Source organism: Bradyrhizobium sp. CB82 (assembly GCF_029714405.1).
In the GTDB taxonomy this organism is placed as follows: Bacteria; Pseudomonadota; Alphaproteobacteria; order Rhizobiales; family Xanthobacteraceae; genus Bradyrhizobium.
Map to the genome: position 1 here is coordinate 2,014,563 of NZ_CP121650.1, position 18,156 is coordinate 2,032,718.

Annotated in this window: 13 protein-coding genes; 4 read left to right on the plus strand and 9 right to left on the minus strand. The window is 57.5% G+C overall.

Features of this window, described 5'->3' with window-relative positions:
* Window positions 1-26: 26 nt before the first annotated feature.
* A complete protein-coding gene (locus QA640_RS09880; RefSeq protein WP_283040495.1) occupies window positions 27-878 on the plus strand; it encodes a hypothetical protein in 852 nt (283 codons plus the stop codon).
* A gap of 152 nt (window positions 879-1,030) precedes the next feature.
* Window positions 1,031-1,363 carry an acyl-homoserine-lactone synthase gene (locus tag QA640_RS09885; protein ID WP_283040496.1) on the plus strand — a complete coding sequence of 111 codons (333 nt, stop codon included), beginning with the start codon at window positions 1,031-1,033 and terminating at the stop codon, window positions 1,361-1,363.
* Window positions 1,364-1,470: 107 nt separating this feature from the next.
* Here the strand turns inward: QA640_RS09885 and QA640_RS09890 are convergent, their stop codons facing one another.
* From QA640_RS09890 to QA640_RS48275, 9 genes are all read right to left on the minus strand, one after another.
* Entirely contained in the window at window positions 1,471-2,319 is an 849-nt protein-coding gene (locus QA640_RS09890; protein WP_283040497.1) for a hypothetical protein, read from the minus strand.
* A gap of 93 nt (window positions 2,320-2,412) precedes the next feature.
* Entirely contained in the window at window positions 2,413-2,601 is a 189-nt protein-coding gene (locus tag QA640_RS09895) for a hypothetical protein (protein WP_283040498.1), read from the minus strand.
* Window positions 2,602-3,219: 618 nt separating this feature from the next.
* Window positions 3,220-5,823 (minus strand): SNF2-related protein, encoded by a 2,604-nt coding sequence (locus QA640_RS09900; protein ID WP_283040499.1) that lies wholly within the window; start codon window positions 5,821-5,823, stop codon window positions 3,220-3,222.
* A gap of 110 nt (window positions 5,824-5,933) precedes the next feature.
* Entirely contained in the window at window positions 5,934-6,551 is a 618-nt protein-coding gene (locus QA640_RS09905; RefSeq protein ID WP_283040500.1) for a hypothetical protein, read from the minus strand.
* Window positions 6,552-6,555: 4 nt separating this feature from the next.
* On the minus strand, window positions 6,556-7,953 hold the full coding sequence (locus tag QA640_RS09910; protein WP_283040501.1) for an EH signature domain-containing protein: 1,398 nt from the start codon (window positions 7,951-7,953) through the stop codon (window positions 6,556-6,558).
* Complete coding sequence (locus tag QA640_RS09915) at window positions 7,950-8,882, minus strand: hypothetical protein (protein WP_283040502.1); 933 nt, start codon at window positions 8,880-8,882, stop codon at window positions 7,950-7,952. The genes QA640_RS09910 and QA640_RS09915 overlap by 4 nt, the downstream gene beginning before the upstream one ends.
* Before the next feature lie 59 nt (window positions 8,883-8,941).
* Window positions 8,942-10,957, minus strand: a complete 2,016-nt coding sequence (gene zorA / locus QA640_RS09920) for an anti-phage ZorAB system protein ZorA (protein ID WP_283040503.1) — start codon at window positions 10,955-10,957, stop codon at window positions 8,942-8,944.
* Window positions 10,958-11,478: 521 nt separating this feature from the next.
* Window positions 11,479-14,784: a UvrD-helicase domain-containing protein gene (locus QA640_RS09925; protein ID WP_349253703.1), complete on the minus strand. Its 3,306-nt coding sequence runs from the start codon at window positions 14,782-14,784 to the stop codon at window positions 11,479-11,481.
* Complete coding sequence (locus QA640_RS48275) at window positions 14,781-17,537, minus strand: PD-(D/E)XK nuclease family protein (RefSeq protein WP_349253704.1); 2,757 nt, start codon at window positions 17,535-17,537, stop codon at window positions 14,781-14,783. Before QA640_RS48275 ends, QA640_RS09925 begins: the two co-directional genes overlap by 4 nt.
* A gap of 3 nt (window positions 17,538-17,540) precedes the next feature.
* On the opposite strand from QA640_RS48275, the gene QA640_RS48280 reads away from it, so the two are divergent.
* On the plus strand, window positions 17,541-17,915 hold the full coding sequence (locus QA640_RS48280; RefSeq protein ID WP_349253705.1) for a hypothetical protein: 375 nt from the start codon (window positions 17,541-17,543) through the stop codon (window positions 17,913-17,915).
* A complete protein-coding gene (locus tag QA640_RS48285) occupies window positions 17,804-18,154 on the plus strand; it encodes a WYL domain-containing protein (RefSeq protein WP_349253706.1) in 351 nt (116 codons plus the stop codon). The genes QA640_RS48280 and QA640_RS48285 overlap by 112 nt, the downstream gene beginning before the upstream one ends.
* Window positions 18,155-18,156 lie beyond the last annotated feature (2 nt).

Consider the following 18,156-nt stretch of genomic DNA (forward strand, 5'->3'; position numbering starts at 1 on the left):
GCCGATCCGCCCGCTCGAGCATTCAGTTGAATACGAACGTAGATCTCGATCCCTCATCCAGCGAAAAGACACTTGAGCCGTTCGTCCGCCTCATCGGCGCCGAGTTCGTCGAATTCATCTTCGAGCGGGCACCGCGGAAAGTGGCCTCGAGGGTATCGAAGGCCCTCGATCACTTTTCCAAAGCCATGCGGCTCACTGGCGTCGACGAGGAAATGGGTGCCATCCGCTGTATTGCGGCCGAAGAGGAGCTTGTAGTCGCAATTTTTGAAGTGCTCAAATTGAACGCCGCAAACCTTCCGGCGCACGAAGACTTCATCCGACGATACAAGAACCATTACGTGAAACTCTCCTTCCATCCAGTGCTTTCTCAATTTCGCTGGATACTGAGCGACATGATCCGGAATGGGATCACATTTCCGGGTTGGGAGAACCTAATCACGATGCGGCTCGAACCGGTGGTCGACGAGGGTCGAGTCAAGCTGCGAATGCACAAGGAGGATGGTCAGGAGCTCGTGGCGCTGAACCCACTCAACGTTTCCATCTCCTGTGACGATCTTGATCACGAAGATGTCGTGGAGGAATTGTTTCGCGATTTCGAGGCGGAGATCACTAGGCAAAGCGGGATGACCGTTCGACAGTTCATCACGGCGCGAGCCGAGTTCCGCAATACGCTCCTATACGCGACGGACGCAGGCTACGGTGCGATGGCAGATCGACTCGACGAACTCATCGAGCGGTCATTTTCCGTGGCATATCGCGATCTACTGTGGGCGCTTGCGATACTGCTGGACAACAAACCGGCGCATCGCAACTGGGGGCTGGTCAGCCAATTCATCGGTCTTTACCGACGGGTCCTGTCTCACAGTAAACTGATCTAGATCCAGCTCGGTCCGACGCCGCGACGTGACCGCCTGTTCAAAACGGCCGATAGCTGCGTTCCGCTCCCCACTGCCCACCTTTTCCAAGATGCACTAGCCTCCCAAGCTCGCCTGAGATACCGCGTGTTCGTTCAGCAGCGGGGCTGCCCCATTTGCATCACGGCGATCTAGAATTCGACGAGTTCGACACCCCTGCCGCGGTATACCTGGTATGGCGTGATGAACAGCGGATCGTGCGTGGTCTCATCCGCATGCTTCGCACTGACCGGCCCTACATGATGGAGAGCTATTGGCCTCACCTCGTGCGGGACGACCTTCCACACTCCGCCGACATCTTTCAAATCACCCGCGTTTGCGTCGACAAGACGGTCGATCCGTTCCGTCGTCGGACCATTCTACCTGAGCTGCTATGTGCCGTCGCCGGACATCTCGATCTCATGGGAGGCGTCGGCATGGTCGGCGTAACGCTGTCCGTTTGTGGGTGATCAGTCGCGCCGCGGCCATTCTGGACCCATCCCTTGCAGGAAGCCCGCCGGATAGCAGTCGATCCGGCGGCAGGGTTCGCTAGAGCGACGCCGTCACTCGCGGCGGATTAATGAGCGTTCAGGTTCTGGTACTTGGTTTCGATCTGCCCGTGAAGTGTGCGCACCCATCGCGTCGAGTTGTTGATATCTGCTGCGATTGCTTTCTGATCGCGCCCTGCAACGAGGCCTTCGAAGACCTGCTTCTGCTTGGGATTGAGAGAATCCTGCAGCTTGGCCATAACATCTCTGTACTCGACGCCCTCCGAGAGAAGTTGGTTGGGGTCGGCATCGCGCTCATCGATGCTTTCGATAGGCGTCCATTGAATGCTCCGCCCCTCGTCGGTGAGCATGTTTCTCAGCGCCCTCAGCACGTAGGCTCGAAGCCTTCCGTCCGGCAGGGCGGACAGAGACGGACACCTGACCAGTATCTTCATCATCATCTCGCTCGAGACGTCATCCGCTTCCAAGCCGAGATACGGATAGCGGCGTAGACGCTTGTCAGCTTCTACGTTCAGGGCCGCGAGCAAAGCCTTACTCGCTCGATTGTGCTCGGGCGTATCGGCCTTTTCGGCGCAGAACTCCTTGACGTTCGAACTGATGACCGGATCCACGATGGTTACGTCGTTGTCCTTGCTCCGGGCCCACGTCCGCGACATGCCCCCGCCGACGAGCACGGACGTGCTCAGTGCCGTGCTGTCGAGCAAGGAAAGTCTGCGCTGCGATGCAATACCTTGCATCGCCCTCTCCATGGCCGAACTGCCAAAAGAGAGCGAACTCCTGGACGCCGCGATCGCGGCTGTATCACCGACGATCGCCCTTGAGACGGCGCGAGCGACGATGAGGGCTTGAGCGGACGCTGCCGTCGTCGTCACGCCGAGGCTGAGCAAGCAGACAAGAACACGAAGATACTTGCGCATGGGACACCTACACGATGTTTGAACTTGATCTAAGGTGGGTTGAGGGTTGAAAAAGGCCGCCCGGGGGCTGAGGAGCCGGCGGGCGGCCGAGATTTATGTGCGGTGCGAGGTCGGCTTCTTCGGTGGCACCGTCGGGTTCGGCAGGGTCATCGGCCCCTGCTTCTTCGGGCAAATCGTAACCGGTTTGTTGTTGACGTAGATCTTGCGGCATTCCTGTGCCGCTGCGGTCTGCATGCTGATTGCGACGGCGACAAGCGCGATTCCGATGGTCTTCCCGTTCATTGTGGTTCCTTTCGAGCTGCGTCGGCCTTTCCGACGCGCTCTCCCGGAGCGGCCTTGAGAAAGGCGACATACCCGGTGCACGAAGGGAAGCATCGAAAGCGGAATGGCCTGCTCAAAATTTCTTAGTTTTGCAGCGCACCACGATCTCCGTGGAGGGGCAAAACCAGGGGCGGAACCGCAAGAATTCGACTTTGCGCAGAAACGGTTGAAATTCGAACGCTGCTCGGCCTACACGGTCGGCACGCTTTCAGCGTGCGTCAGCCTGGTTGTCGCGACCCCGAGCGGCTACTGCCATCGGCTCCGCTCAATATCCTGCTAGACGACATCCGCGCCGATTTCCTCAGCATGGTCTGGGAGGTTCTGGGCGTCTCGGCCGCTCGCGTTGTTCGTGCGCCACTTCAACTGATCCCGGAGCAGGCATGGACGCGGCCCGACGGTTGCTAGAAGCGATCGTACGGATCGAACACTCCAGCATCCGTGAATGCCTCTAGCCAAACGAGGAACCGGCGACAGGACACCACGGTTTTCCCGTACGCGCTTCACCTCACCGGCAAGAAGGTTGACATACTTGCTTACGCGGCCGGGGTAATCGGTCTCGCCCATCAGACCTTGAGCGCGTTAAGCAAGCAATTGCCTCGGCCACTCGAGCAATTCCTTGCGGCCAACCAATTCAATCCCGTATTTCTCGGCGCGTTCGACCGCTGAGCGCGAGAACCGGGCCGCGTTGGTGACTGCCAAGAGCCGAGCATCTTCCGAATAGTTTGTTCGTGCTCGCAGCAAGTCATCTATAGCTTCTGGACCGCAAACAACATTGTCCCCCTGAGTGTGCTTGCATTGAACGATAGCGCGGGCACCGGAAGCTCGATGCAGCAACACGCCGTCCGCGCCGCCGTCATGAGATTTCGGGGTGCGCGATGCTTCCCAGCCGAGCGAGATGCAGCGGCTCAGCACCCACCGTTCAAATGCGATCGGTTCCATAAAATCAAGGTCGTCAATTTCGACTGGACTAAGTCTGATTTCCGGAGATTCTCGAGCGAGATTTTCGGTAAACCAATCCTGATCTCGCTTGGCGTTTACCGGCGGAACGAGCATGCGCGCTGATAAATTGCGCTTGCGAGCAAGAAGAGCGTTTAAAAGGGCATCAAAGCTACTGTCGCCATAACTTGGGTGAATTGCCATCGGATAATAGATGTGCACCGTCCTGTCTTGACCAATGCGGTACACGCGGTCGGTGCATTGGTCCTCAACTGCTGGATTCCACCAACGCGACAAATGAATAACATGATTGGCCGCGGTCAGCGTTAAGCCAACTCCACCCGCACGAGGCGAGAGAATCATTACGTCAAACATTCCGCGCTGCTGCTGAAACTGATCGACGAAAGCCTGGCGCTTGTCTCCTGAAATCTCACCATTGATTTGCATGGGCCTCCTTGCGAGCCCATATCGACTTTTAATGATGGGGGCCAAGTGCTCCTGGAGCTCGAGGCTTTCCAAAAAGATCAAGGCCTTTTCCTTGCGCGAAGCAATTTCATCCAGAATTGAGAATGTCTCAGCCAGCCTCGCAGACTGTTCGATGAATGATTTTGGATCCTTGATCTCACCGGCCGGCGGCCAAATCGGATGCAGTGAAACGCCCCTGAGCAAGTGCAATGTCTCCAACATAGGTCCCGACGCGGGATCCTTCGCGCGATTGACCACGTTCGCGTATACGCGCGCCTGATCCAATGGCATTGCGCGTCGACGGACGTGAATCCGCTTCTCCGGGAGACCTTCCAGTTCTTCTGATTTTAGCCGGCGCAACATTGCTGATGGAGTCTCAGAATCACTCGAGAGCAACGCCTTGTGAAGCGTTACCATGGCTTCATCGTCGTCTGGCGAATACCTCTTGCTGAAATCCTTTAGGTCGCCAAGGCAGCCCGGACTTATTATGTCCATAATACACCAAAGATCCGAAAGCTGGTTCTCGATCGGTGTGCCTGTCAAACCAAGAATGAAGTCTGCATTCAGCGTCTTCGCCGCACGAGTCAGCAGCGAGGAGGGCGATTTCACCTTTTGCATCTCGTCAAATACCGCACACGCAAAGGGTATCGATGCGAAGCTAAGATGGTGGTCCCGCAAGGTTTCATAGGTTGTCAGGACCCAGTCTGCTTGCTGCATGCGTCGATGATCGAGAGCTGGAGCTCCGCGGTCCACGTCACGCGTACTCGATATTTTCAAGGCCTTAAGGTGTCGCCCGTAGGCTCGGCATATCTCTCCAAGCCCGGGCTCGTGCAGATGGTGGTCATGTTCATTACCCCAGTTGGCCAAAAGGCCGGTGGGTGCGACGATTATTATCGGCCGCCTTTGACCCGAAACACGTTGGCTTTGCTCTCTGAGCCACGCGAGAAACGACAGCGCTTGGAGCGTCTTCCCAAGGCCCATATCATCGGCAAGCAGCACGCCCGCGGTACCGCGCATCCAGTTCTGCTGCATCCATTGCAACCCGGTCCTTTGATGTTTCATCAAAGTTGGGCGTACCGCGACTGGCAACTCTAAGGTCGGGCCACTTCGCGGTGATGGCTTTCTGGTGAATCCGAGCTTGTCGAAATTTTCCTCAACGAGGAGAACGTGCTTGTCTTCGCCCGCACGCTCCGTCGGTCGCGCTGTAGTTTGGTCGGCTGTCACCAGGTTAGGCGACGGATCGATGGCTCCCATCAGTTCAGACAGCGATTTCTCAGTTTCATCTGTAGTTGGGATTCGGACTTTTTGTTCTCCGAACTCGACAAACTCCTCACCTTTCGCTTTGGCGTTTTTGATCGAGTCCCGGAGGGCTGCAACGTCCTCAGGCTTAAGTTCTAGGTATTGTCCGCCAACCTGCAGGCCAAATTTCTCCGGGAGCCAAGCATTAGGCTCTCGCTTGATCCAAGGAAGTACCGGAGGTGTCCAGACGCCAATACCAGTGACACGAGCTGAATACTGCTCCGTTTCCACGAAGATCCGCTCTACTTCATCCTCGGCAAGAGCCTCTCCAAGAGCCTCCTTCAGGTAAAGTTGGGGGGCCTGGACGAAGCGCTTGCGGGTCTCGGCATCCGCCTGCTGCATTTGATGGACCACGGTCATGGCGGACTGCAGCACCGGATCAAGATACAGATAAACTCCGCGCTCGATTAGGTAGGAGGATTTTACGGCAAGTGATGATCGGAAGCGTTCGTTAGCGAAAACAGATTGCTGATGCTCGGTCAAAACACCTTCTGTCTCGCTTACCGCTGCCCCGATATCGTCCTCGCGGCCACGATCACGAATGCGTCGTCCAAATAAAACCGGATCAAAATCGAAGCTTCCTTTGTTTACTCTCAAACTAAGCGAGAACGCGGACGCATGAACGATCCGAAAATTGGAGAAATATTGATAGAAAGCTGCTCAACTGTCTCCTGAGGAAATAGGGCTTGCAAGCGCGCTAGACGCTCCATGCGGGCGCCGTCGTCGCGAATATCCGCAGCAGAGAAGCCGTCCACGGCTTCAATCATGGAGAACAACGGTTGTGGCAACCTGTAGTTTTCGCCGCCGACAGATACCAAAGCACCTCGTCTTTCCGCTCGTAGAGACCTGTTTGCCTCGTCGATCCATCGGTACGAAATGGAAAAATCCGCGTCCGTGACCAGATTCTGTGTACTTACCTGCAGGACAAAGCGCATGGAAGGCGGCAGCCCTAAGCCAAGGGCTTGCGGCTCGGACAGCGAGGCAATCGTCTCATCATCGATAAAGAGAGCGTCTGCGCGTCTTTCCACCCGGCTTTCAGTGTCGTCTGCCGACGCAAGTATGCGGGAAAGTCCTGAGAACGACTGGTTTGACATACGATCGGCCCAGATCTCAACCGGCAGAGTTTCGGTACGACCGATCCACGGCTTCTCGACCAAACGTAGTTCCACACCTCCCTGCGTTATCCCGTATTGAAAAGAGAGACGACCCATGGGTTTACCTCTTGCCTCTACGCGGTAGGTATTCGTGCTCTGCCAATCTGATTCCTGTGTGCCTTCGAATGTAGCTCTCGGCTTTGCCTTGCCATCCATCGGGCGGACTATGAACGATATCGAAATCGGAATCTTTCCGTAGCTCAACCGCTACGTAGGTCGACGAGTTAAATTTAGGGGCCGCAGCATTTCCTCTCCTCCAAATACGGAGCCGACCGTTGTGACTCCAGTCGGCGACGATCAGATCGCCGATGCTGAGCAGCAGTACCGCTTGGTCAGGACCCGCGCCGCCCAGCGTGCCGAAGCGATTCATAAGTTGGTCAGACGTTGCTTCCGCGATCTTGCGCGCAACGTGCGCACCATTACTTCCGAATGCAACCCACGCGTTGGCAACAAATCCTCTTTCGATGTATGCGCTCCAGAAAGCACGTCGGTAATCCCATTGGTGTCGTTCGGCAACGCGGTCGACGACCTTAAGAAATTGCTCAAGGGTGGCCTGCGCTAGCCATCTGATTATTGTCTCTAGAGCTGCTTGACGTGTGCCCAACCACGCTCCTCGATCGATTCGTGGGTCGCTTAGGTTTTCGATCAAGAACCGTTGAATGACATCCTTGATTGCTGGGTCGGGATCGCTTCTTGCCCAAGGCGTCAGGAGAGCGTTGGCAATCGCGCCACGATGCGCCGAATAATGAAGCCCGCCAGTGTCTGACTTCGCCCATGCAATGACGCGATCGACATCCTCGAGCATTGGATCACTTTTGAGGCGATGCTCGGTAAGGACAAGTGCGTTCAAAAATACGGCCGAGGAGAGTCCGCCGGACAGCAATGGTCCACTAAGGCCCGCCAGCTCCATCTCTTTGCGTGGATTTGAAGTCTTCATGATGGCATCGCACAGACGCGCGGAAACCTGCATTGGGTTGAAAAGTCCGTACAGTTGGTGCCTCTCAGGCCACAACCACTGTCCATTCGTTGGAATGGTTGTGATTATCTCCCGCAGAAACATCCCAATCTGACGGATTCCAGGATGCTTTTCGTCGAAGTGGGCGCAATATGCATGAATGAGACGTTTGATCGCGAGGCGGCTTCGTATTGAACGGAGGGCACCCAGGTATAGCTCTAGAAATCGCGGATCGTCCGCTAGCTTAGCCTCCCCGTCGAATAAGCAGCTGGCAGAAAGCCGCATGTCCCTCAAGCTGAGAGACGACAAATCTCCCGCGCGAGCCGCCGACCGTAGCTTCTCCAGCAGAACGGCGTAGTCGACCTTATCGAGGCGGCGAATTTCTTCGTAGCGCTTGCATAAGTCATCGTAAATTCGCTCTACTCTAGGGCGGTCCGGTAGCCGTGGCGCGCGAACTAATGTTCTAAGCGCCTTAAGTTCTTCGACTCGTTCACTCAAGCTCATCGTACGTCTTCAGTGCTATTGAGGTCGTGTTCGATCTGCTTCGCATCCTCGGAACGCGGGCTAGCCATCAAGATGCGTAGGTCTATGCGGCGATTTCGCTGCTTCAAGCTCTCGGCATTTTCGCCTGATTCGGGAGTCACGGGCCGATACTCTCCATATCCCGAAACACTGAGAACCGGCTTCCCATTTGGGTTCAAATAGAGGCTGAGCTCCCGCTTGACACGCATCAATTCTCGAAAAGTGCTCGTAGCCCGAAGAGCAGATAGGTCGAGATTGTCCTTCGGGGGGCCGGATATGAGAGCGGTTGATGGGCGATTGTCCGGGGATGTAGGAGGGGTGGGAGCAGTGTCACGTCGAAACATAGACAAGACGCCGCTGGGTGGTGGCGCGTTGGCGGTCGCCGGACCGGGATTGATCGGTGGCTTGCGTCGAGGATTGTATGCGTCCGCATCTGCGTGCCCCTCTATGAAGATGGCTTCGATCTTTGATTTGGTTTTAGGGCAGTTGTCGGTGCGCGAGCGTGAGCCGAGGGTGTAGCAAGGCAATACTTGGTCTAGCGCCTCCGCCAAGTTCTTTAGAACTCTGGATGCGTCCACGCCTCTCGCGCTTAACTCCCAGTTCGATTTGGCGAACAACATTTCCTCAGGCAACCGCAGAATGCCTTCGTCCCTGATGATCGTGACATTGAGGCCGCGACTTTGAAGGAAACTGCCGATGTTCTGCAGAACCTCCGCTCGCGTAGCCTCTGAGGCGGTGAGATCCTCAATGAGATCGTTCTGCTTCTTTGTGGCTTCATTCCGCCTTTGGGTTGCGTCGGCTAGCGTCTGATTTACTTCCTTTTGCTTCTCGGTTGCCTCCTGAAACCGCATGGCGAAAAACATCAGCATAATAATAAATATGAACAGAAGACCGATGAACACGTCGGTCATTGAGGCGAAATAGCTCTCCTCTTCGGCGTGATCGGAATAATGGCGAGTTGCCATCTTGCCTAGCCTCTCACTGCGCTATCTGGATTAAGGTTGCGCGCGGTACTCAAATTCGCCGTCAAATGCTCCATGGACTGCGCAAATTCACCCAACTCATCTATTCCCCCGCCCAATCGATCGACTGCACCGGATAGCTTTTCGTCCACCTTCTCAACAAATCCGCGAAGTGCTTCCAGATTCTCTTGCACCGATCTGATGATCCGATCGAGAACGACACCCAAACTATCATCAACGTCCTTGAAACGCCGCTCGTAACTTTCCCACTGCTCGGTGGTGGTACGAAGGGTCGCTTGCAAAAGCTCGCTGATGTTTCGGATCTCTGTTTGGGCGCCGGAAATGCTCCTCTCGGAGCCGGTGGTCGCGTCAAGGATTCGTTGAGAAGCAACGGCAATTAGCCGAGAACCTTCGGCGATCGGGTGGCCCGCTTCGACAATAGATTTTGCGCTGCTGCTCATAGCACCTTCAGTTTGCTGAGCAGCCTTAGTCAGCTGGCTTAATGATTGAACGTGCCGATCTATCGCGCCCTCGATTTTCGACATCTCGTCGACGGTGCCAACGAAGCACCGCTCCATACGAGCGACCGCATCGGCCAGTCGGTTCCCTATGTCGGAGAATGTCTTTGTCAGATCGTCTCCGGCGTCGACAATCTTGACCCGAGAGTCTTCACCGGCTTTGATCGCAGCCTCCGCAACTTGCTCCCCAATTGAAGCAGACTTGCTTGAGAGCTCTCGGCTAATCGAGTTAATCGTCTCCTCAATGTTAGCGGTTAGGCGCGTGGAGGCTTGTTCGAAGGCATCGCTTGCTGCGGCTAGCTCGGAACTGAAGCGGGTACCAGCCGACTCCGAACTAGTGGACATTCGAGCGGCTGCGTTATCCAAGCTGGAAGTCATCGTCTCCACAATCGTGCGCATTTCCTGCGCCGATTGTGACACGCTGGCAACCATGGTGGCGCCGCTCTCCTTCATATTTCGGTTCATTTCCTCAAGGGAGGTTCGCAGCTCAGACAGCGTGCCTGCCAGGCCCTGCAAGTGATCGCCAGTTGCACCTTGCAGCTTATTGGCAAAATTCCCGGCCATCTCGCCGATCGCGCCCTCGTTCATTGAAGTAAGCTTGTTTGCCACTTCATCGAGGCTCTTGCCGATCGGCGCCATCGCTTGCGCCAAATATGCGGGCAGCGTTGCGGCGAGTGCTTCCTCGATCCGCTTACCCACGCTGATGGCGATTTCAGTATTGAAGAGCTTGAGATTTCTAGTTTGTTCTCGCGCTTCCCGGTATTGGCTGAATGCGATCGATACCGGAGTGACGAAAACGAGTTTTGCTTCAAGGGCTGACGCAAGGTGATCGAAGCTTCTTTCGATCGCAGAGACGCCGTACCGGATAACAAGCGTCAACACGATTGAGCCGGCAAGGCCTGCAATCGACGTGTAGAACTTGAAGGACGCTGCGTATAGTAGATCACGGAGCGCATTCTGGCTTGCCGTAAGATCCGCGGCTCCTCGTATGGCGGCAGTGGTAAAGAAAAGAGCCGTAACCAGACCAAAGAATGTTAGTAGCAGTCCGATCCCGACGAAAAGGTTCGGCATTGCACGGTAAAGCGGAAATCGTAGACCTGCTTCCGCAGTGTTAAAATAATTCTGCGGCCGATCGGTGTTGAGGACTACGCGCGGATTCTCACTATTCGGCTCTGGCTCGATGAGTGTCTCGCGGAATTCTTGCCAAGAATGCCGCAGGTACTTGTACCCGAGCATCAGTTTATCGATTTCGGGCAGCTGTTCAGCGAACGAAACTCGATCCTTGATCCTTCGAACAAATTTTACGCGCCGCCACACGCGAATGCGTATCAGGGTCGAATCAAGTAGGAACGCGACACAAAAAATCAATGCGCTCCCGAAGATGATAAGCGCGAGGGCAGGCGCAACGTTTTCATCCCGAAATAGATCAAACAACGGTCTGACGTGACGAGACGTCCATGCGCCCAATTCAAGAAAGCCTGCAAAATCGTCAAGGAAAGAGGGCATCGTGTCCTGTTGAGTTCAAATGTCCAAACTTGGTCGGCACTCGGACATGGTCACGGGTGAGGGAACGGTACGGCTAAGGTGCCGATGCAGAGCCCCGTGGACGGCGCGTGCCACCCCCTCAGCAATTTCCGCAATTATTCCTGCAACTTCAAGTGGATATCTGGATCAATCGGAGGATATTCGTGACGCGTTGGGGAAAACCAGCCTGACTATCTCCGCTCGGTTTCTACAAACGCAGCGAGAGGGGGAGACATTCAGGGAGATGGCTGGCCGTGAAGAATCACTCGCAATCTCCTCGGAAAAAGCGCCTGTCGACAAGTGTTTGTTGGGCATGGGGAACTAGACTATCGTCGAGGTGAGTTTGCCTCGAGGTGCTGGCTTTAATCGGTGGGAAGTCTGCCGAGCGGTGCTAACCCAGGTTTCCGTAAAATTGCGGAAGTACCAGAGGTGCGGCTATTCGCGTTGCGTACTGAGGTGCCTGTAGCCGTGTGCGACCACGCAGTTTGCGTTACTAGCCGCACTCAGGCCCAAGAGATCCAGTCAACTTGCCCCGATGTCATGTAAACCACAGCCCCGCGTGTGGCCCTTAGTACATGAAGATATTGGCCGAGCTGGCGCCGGTACTCCGTTCTCGCTATATGGTCCGGCGCAACGTCGCTCTTCCAGTCGAATACAACCATGTGGCCATCATTGGTGAAAGCGATCGCATCTGTCCGCCCCGAAATGAACGTGTCCGGACGAGCCGGAACTTGGCCATAGATCGGCACTTCTGCCACGAGTCGATGTCGGAACGGCTGGAGCTCCGGCAGAGCAAGGGTCCGGAGGGCTGTGGCAGCCAACTCGCCCGGATCAGGCAAACCTTGTGCTGATTTGGGCGACGAGAACAGCTGATCATATAGGAAAGCCGCCCTCGCGCTCGCGTCGTCCACGGTCGCTAAGAGTTCGCCCGTCACCAGCTCTTCCATCAGCTTGTGCAGGAGAATGCCACGAGCACGGCTGCCGTCTACTTGGACAGGAGCTTCAAGCGGCTCATCGGAAGGCGAACTGGAAAATTGGATCGGTACGATGTCAGGGTCGGCGTCGCTTGGCCGAACCCACTTCACCGGTCGGAAGGCCTCCTGGAGCCGCGCGTGCTCGGCTGCAAAGAGCTCGGACGTCTGATGGTTTTCAATTGGACCTCGCGCGGTAAAGGCGCCGCGAGGCAGCCGCTCCAGGTCCAATTCGGGGATGTCGGCGAGTTGGAAGTCCAGCAGCTTCGCCCAGGACGAATCGTTGCTCCAGGTAAAGTCCGGAATGATTAGCAGCTCCATAGCGCGGGTGCATGCGACGTAGAGGAGCCTAAGGCTTTCGTGGCGTCTTTCCCGGTTCTCACCCTGAAGGGCGCTTTCGAGAGACGGCGGAGTGATCTGCCCTAATGCCCAATGCAAGCTTTCGTCGCTCCGCCGATAGACGAACGGTTCGCTCCGACGTGGCATGGAGGCACGGTTGATCGGGATCACCACAGGCCACTCCAGACCCTTTGAGCTATGCACTGTCACGATTTCGATCGATTGCCCGTCGGCTTCGACCAATCCTTCGGTTGAACCAAGACCGCTCGACCAATCCCGATCCAGGTCATCAGCGAACTGGGCGAATCCCCGCACGCCGTAGCTTCGAGCGCGTTCCAGAATCCCGTCGATATTCGCGAGCGCACGCGCGGCTTGATCCGGGCTCCGGGCGGCGACGATCGCTCGGATCCGCAGTCGCTCGATAGCCTCGGCAAGAAGCAGCGCCGGCGTCGTGCCACGCACCCGCTTGCGAAGTTCGCGCAGGATCCCGAGAACCTCTCGAGCGACCGCGTTTGACACGCTCGCCGGGTCGACGTTCAAGGACAACCTGCCGAATCCAGCGGCATCGTCAGGCCCAGACAGATTTTGCGTGATTTCGAGCAACTCCTGCTCGGTGAGGCCGGCCAATGGACCGCGCAACAACGCGCCCAGAGCGATCGTATCGCGAGGGTCGGCCAACGCGCGCACCAACGCAACGAGATCCTGAGCCTCCTGCCGACGGAAAAGATTCTTCCCGGCTTGTGATGCAAAGGGCAGCCCGGCTTCCTCAAGGGCCCGTTCGTAGCGCCACAGATCCGTTGATACGGGCGCCAATAGGGCGATGTCGCCCGGTGTTAGTCGTCTGCGCTTTCCGTCATTTAGCGTCAGTTCGACGTTTCCGATCAGCCGCGAGCAGATTTCAGCGACAACGCGCGCTTCTTCGTCTCTGCTGCTGTCGAGCCAGGTGTTGGGCAGGAGCTGAATGGTTGCCTTGGCGACGCACGGAAATCCGTGTTCCGCAGCATCCCGAGTGCCGCGCAGAGCTACGTAACCAGCCTCTTGCGCCGCCAGCGGATCCGCAAAGCACCGATTTATGTGATTCAGTATCTGAACCCGAGAGCGGAAGTTCGCGGTGATACGAAGTATGTTGTCGGGGAATTGCGCTTGGATGGCACCACGGACCAAGAGATAGATCGCGAGGTCAGCGCCGCGAAAGCGATAGATCGCCTGCTTCGGATCGCCAACCACGAAAAGATGCCCAGGCTGAAGGCGACGCTCGTACCAACTCTCGCTCTCGCTGTCATCGTCGGTACCGCACAGCAGGAACATGATCTCGGCCTGGACCGAATCGGTATCCTGGAATTCGTCCACGAGAATGCGCGAGAACCGATCGCCCGCCGCCTTGCGGACTTGCGGATACTGGCGGAGCACCTCACGGCAAGTGAAGAGAAGATCGTCGAAATCCAGCGCAGCAGCACGGCGCTTGAACGCTTCGTACTCTATGAGCAGACCATCGAGCTCGGCGGAGAAGGTGCTCACGATGCAGGTGGCAATCCGGCCCATGAGCCTGCTGTAGCATGCGCGGCAGCGCGCGTAATGCTCCTCAGCCTGATCGGCCAGACGGTCTCCGCGTTCATTGCCACCGACGCGTTTCCACATCGAACGGCGCCTGTATTCACGAAGATCGAACGAGTTCTTCCTCATAATCGGGAGCCAGGCAGGGTGCGCCATGTCCCACAAGAGTTCAAAACTGAGCGTGCCGGCGGAGATAGGGCCGAAATGCGATACCAACACCTCCAGATGATCAATTTCCGGCTCGGCCTCCGGAGGAGCGGCGACGCTCGCGCACCAGCGCCTGAACTCGCGGACGGCCTCCGAAAAGTCGATGATCGCATCTTTGTCGAGGTCAGGTCGAAGTGGCCGTGCGTTACGATAGCGCCGCCTGAAGTTGGCAAAATCGCGTAGAAGCTCTTCGGCGCCGATGGGATCCTTTCGTGCCACCAAAGCGATCGGATCGTGGTCTGGCTTTGCCGCGTCGAGACGATCGCGCCACCATTGCTCGAATATCGCACCGAAAACGAAATCCGCCTGGTCGCGATCCATCACCTCCGCGCCGGGGTCAATGCCCGCTTCAACTGCGTAGGCGCTCAAGAGATCGTGGCAAAAGCCGTGAATGGTCGAGCAAGTTAGCTCGTCGAGACAGCCGCTTGCCGCCCTGAGCTTTTCCTTCCGCTCGGGGCTCAACCCGTTCGGCAGACAAAGCTTCATCTCTTCGGGGACTCGCCCGGCCAACAAGGCGTCGAGGTACTGCGCGACGCGCTGCCGCAACTCGCCTGCCGCGAGCTCGGTGAATGTGATGGCCGCTATGGACGCCGGATCCGTGCCCTCGGCAAGAAGCATGGCCACTCGGCCGGCGAGCAAAGAAGTCTTGCCTGTGCCCGCCGCGGCCTCGACGAGCAGGGTCGATTGCATTTCAGCAAGGGCGCGAAGTCTATTCCGGTCGTCCGTCTCGTCCGTCACGGGTAGCTCCAGAAACGGGAAAGATCGTTCGCAGCTTTGCCGAAAACCGTCCGCTTGCGGCGCTCGTAGCTCGGAGATGCCGGTAGTGCCAACCGGAGATCGTTGGTCGAATCGAACGACAATCGCCCCGGTACCGCGGTGCCGCGCTCTAGCGTCGCAACTGCTTCGTTCACGAAGCCGGTGACTTGTTCGAGCGCCGCGTCGAGATCGTCAAGCTTTACGGCAAACGGGTCTCCCGCCAAGTACAGCAGTCGCGCTATCACCCTTGGCTCATCCTCTAAGAGCTGTCGGCAGGCGAGACCATAGAGGCAGCGCTGCAACTCCGTGCCACCGCCGATCACGACGCGCTCCGGATTCTTAGGAGGATTGCCGGTCTTATAGTCCGTCACTCTTGCGGCAACGGGATTTTTCCTCAGATCGAGGCGATCAATTGAGCCGCAAAGACGAATTGGTGTACCGGGTATAAGAACCGGAATCGTCGGATCCCACGGAAGATCTCGATCCGTACGAAAGTCCTCAGGTTGGCCGAAAGGCACCTCGGTCCAACTTCGCGTGGTCGCCTCAGCGATCTCCTTGCGCAACAGTCCGGCGAGCGCCATCGCCGAGGCGTATTCCACTGTGTTTGCCCATAGCAGTCTTGGTGGAACGGGTTGTTCGAGTGGCCAAGACCGGTGAACTGCGTCTGCGGCATCCTTCAACGCATTTTCGATCTGCACGTCGGAAGCACTCGCGTAACCAGGATCTGGCTCGAGAGAATCCACCGCACGCCGCAAGAGCTCGTGCACCAGCTTTCCCAACTCATCCGGTGCGATTGTGAGCGGATTGGCTCGCTCGCGCGGCGCATCGAAGCGCAACGCATATCGCCAGACAAAGCCGAGCGGATCGCGCAGCAGTCTCTGCAGCGAAGTCGCGGATTGAACCCGCCCGATTGCCCACTTGATCACGGCGTTACCTGGCTCGAAGCGCCCGTCGTGCGCTGTGAGGTTCTCTTCGTGCCAATCACGCCAGCATCGCCCTGCCGATGCGATCAGGCCTACCTCGCGAGCCTCATCAGGGCGCGCCGCTAATCTGTCAGCGTCACTGAAGGCATGTTCGGGAATGCGCGCACGCGACAGCGCGGTCTCAGGCCGATTTTGTAGCAAAGGGCTTCGTCCGACACGGCTACCCTGAGCCCCCCGGCGGCTGCGGGACAATACGGCTTGCCCCGTTGCGGCTCCGAGAATTACCTCGAAGTGTCTACGATCAGCTTGCGAGGCCGGATCGGGATCGAGCTCGCGCGCGCGTACGATGTGGCTCGGAAGGATGGGGTCGCTGGCCGTCCGACGCGGCCAACCCCGATTGGTTAACCCCAAGAGACGCACATAGGGACGTGGCGCGGCTGCAAGCTCGCGCGCTGTACACCAAGCGATGGAGTCCGTCGCATCGGTTTCCGCCGCAAGGCGGGTGTTCCGGAGGGACAACTCTATCGCGTCCACCGGCGCGGAGCGCGTCGCTGCTTCCCAGATCTGTAGTGACCGGTCGCGCAAGAACAGGGACGCTGCGTCTGCAGAAGCCGGCGATCCCTTCGCGAGAACTTCCAGCCTTGAGAGGACAGTTTCCGCCGGACCGAGGGATGGGTTTCTTAGCTTCGCCGTATCGAGCGCGCGCCCCCAGTCTTCCAATGTCAGCAGGCTCGCGCCCCGCGGCACGACCGCCATCCATCGATCCAACAAATCGTCGAACTCGGGGTTCTGACCACGGCAGAGCGAGAATAGGCGCCGGATGCGCCGTTGGCTAAATCCATGCATCAAGATGTCGGCCAAGGCTGCGCAGCGCTGTCCATCTCTCGTGGCTAGAGCAGGAATGCCATGCGAAAAGTGGATCTTCAGATCCGTGTCGGCGGCCAGCGCTAGGAAGTGATCGTCCCACGCCCCGGTACTGGAGGCGGCTATCGCGATCTCGTGAGGCTTCGCGATTCCTGATGTGATGAGTTCGCGCGCCCACCGCAGACTCTCGACCGCCTCATGACGAGGATCGGCGCACGAGACCAAGCTCGGCTCACTGGGTGGCGCAGTATGTTCGATAGACCTGACGGTCCCAGGAAACCACCCAGTATCCGCGTCCTTGGGAGCGTGCCATTCGACGGGAACGACGCGGCATAGTCCATTGATAAGTTGCCGCCAGACTGGCACGACGTTGGACAGACCCTCGATACGAACCGGGCCGATCAGGCGCGGCGCGTGCTGAAGCCGCTCCATCGCGGCGTCGCGCAATTCGCGCGTGCTGGGCATGGCTTTCGGCAGAAAGGTTCTTAGGCGGTCCCCAATGAGCCTGAGTTCACGAATACGGGCACTCTCGGCGTAGCGAGCCGCAGAAAGATCGAGATCAGCTTCCCATACCTTCCTCAGAGTGCCTGCCACGGCTCGCGCCATACCAGGCAAACGGCGCACGGGCTCGAACTCGACGAAGTCCCCTTGATTCAGGGCCGCTTGGATTGCGGGCTCGAGATGCTCAAGAGTGACTGGCGTGGAGAACCCGCCTGCTAGCCTTGCCGCAAGTTGGGGGAGGGTGAGGATCTGAAGTCCTGAAAGCCCTGCGCGAGCAGCGGCAAGCCGATGCGTATGAAACGCGAGTGATCCCTCAATGATTGCCGTCCGGATAGCTGGTCCAGCGCCATTCACTTGCGAATTCCCTTTTCGGCCGAAGATCAAGAGATTCGGGGCCGAAGGCAAGCTTCGAAAATCAGGCTGTATCGCGATATCGCGACCCTTCAAGCGATGGGCGCCGATATCGACGGAGAGCCAGGCTTCGGCTACGTGCTAAAGCCCGGCTTTCTGCTACCGCCGCTAATGTTCTCTCAGGAGGAACTTCAGGCGCTGACTCTCGGCGCACAGTGGGTCGGTCGCCAGACGGACGACGGACTTGCCTTCGCCGCCCAGAACGCGATTGCGAAGATCGATGCAGTGCCGCCGACCGAGTTGCGGCACTTGCTCACCGAAAAAGCTTTTCACGTCGGCCGCAACAGACCAGAGCGCCGGCCGTGGACCTGCGGATCGTCCGCCAGGCCATGCGCGAACAATTTAAGCTTCAGATCGCCTATCGCGATACGAAGGGCAGCGAAACGCTACGCGTCATCTGGCCGATCGTGCTGAGTTTCATCGAGTCGAAGCGTTTCGTGGCCGGCTGGTGCGAGCTCCGGGAGGACTTTCGAACGTTCCGTGCAGACCGTATCGAGCGGGTGGAGCTGATCGAAGAGCGATATCCTGGTCGCAGGCGCGATCTCGTCAAGCGATGGCGAGATCAGGTTGACGAGCAGCAAAAAAAAGGACTCCAGCAAGTCCTAGGGTTCACAAAGTCGATGTCCCTCTGTGACTTTCAGGGTCGAGAGTAGTC